Origin of the sequence: Paenibacillus sp. VT-400, assembly GCF_001029205.1 — a bacterium.
In the GTDB taxonomy this organism is placed as follows: domain Bacteria; phylum Bacillota; class Bacilli; order Paenibacillales; family Paenibacillaceae; genus Paenibacillus; species Paenibacillus amylolyticus.
In genome coordinates this window covers 1-485 of record NZ_LELF01000109.1, presented here as the reverse complement: position 1 = coordinate 485, position 485 = coordinate 1, and the positions used below count along the sequence as shown (strand labels likewise).

1 protein-coding gene is annotated in these 485 nt (G+C 49.1%); it reads right to left on the bottom strand.

Annotation, left to right across the window (positions count from 1 at the left end; genetic code table 11):
• Nucleotides 1–275: 275 nt before the first annotated feature.
• The coding region (locus EL84_RS32105) for a hypothetical protein (RefSeq protein ID WP_047844553.1) at nt 276–485 on the bottom strand (210 nt) is incomplete at its 5' end.

Sequence of the window (485 nt, the reverse complement as noted above, 5' to 3'; positions counted from 1 at the left end):
TTCGGTTTTGAGAGCTCAAACTCTCAAAACAGCTTGCTTTTGCATGGAGCTTGTTCTTTGAAAACTAGATATCGAAACGAAACAAACGCGAATTAGAACATTCCTTTAAGCTGATCTTGTGCAAACAAGTGAAGTGTTTTTATAAGGTAGATTGCATGAGCGAGTGATCGAAATGGAACGACTTTTGGATTTGCGCAAGCAAACCAAGCGGAGTGACAGCTCGAACACGAGCGATATGGTTAAGCTACTAAGAGCACACGGAGGATGCCTAGGCGCTAGGAGCCGATGAAGGACGTGGCGAACAACGAAACTGCCTCGGGGAGCTGTAAGCAAGCTTTGATCGTTGTACCTGCTGTGCCTGTTGCTCCGGTTACTCCGGTTGTACCTGCTGTGCCTGTTGCTCCGGTTACTCCGGTTGTACCTGCTGTGCCTGTTGCTCCGGTTACTCCGGTTGTACCTGCTGTGCCTGTTGCTCCGGTTACTCC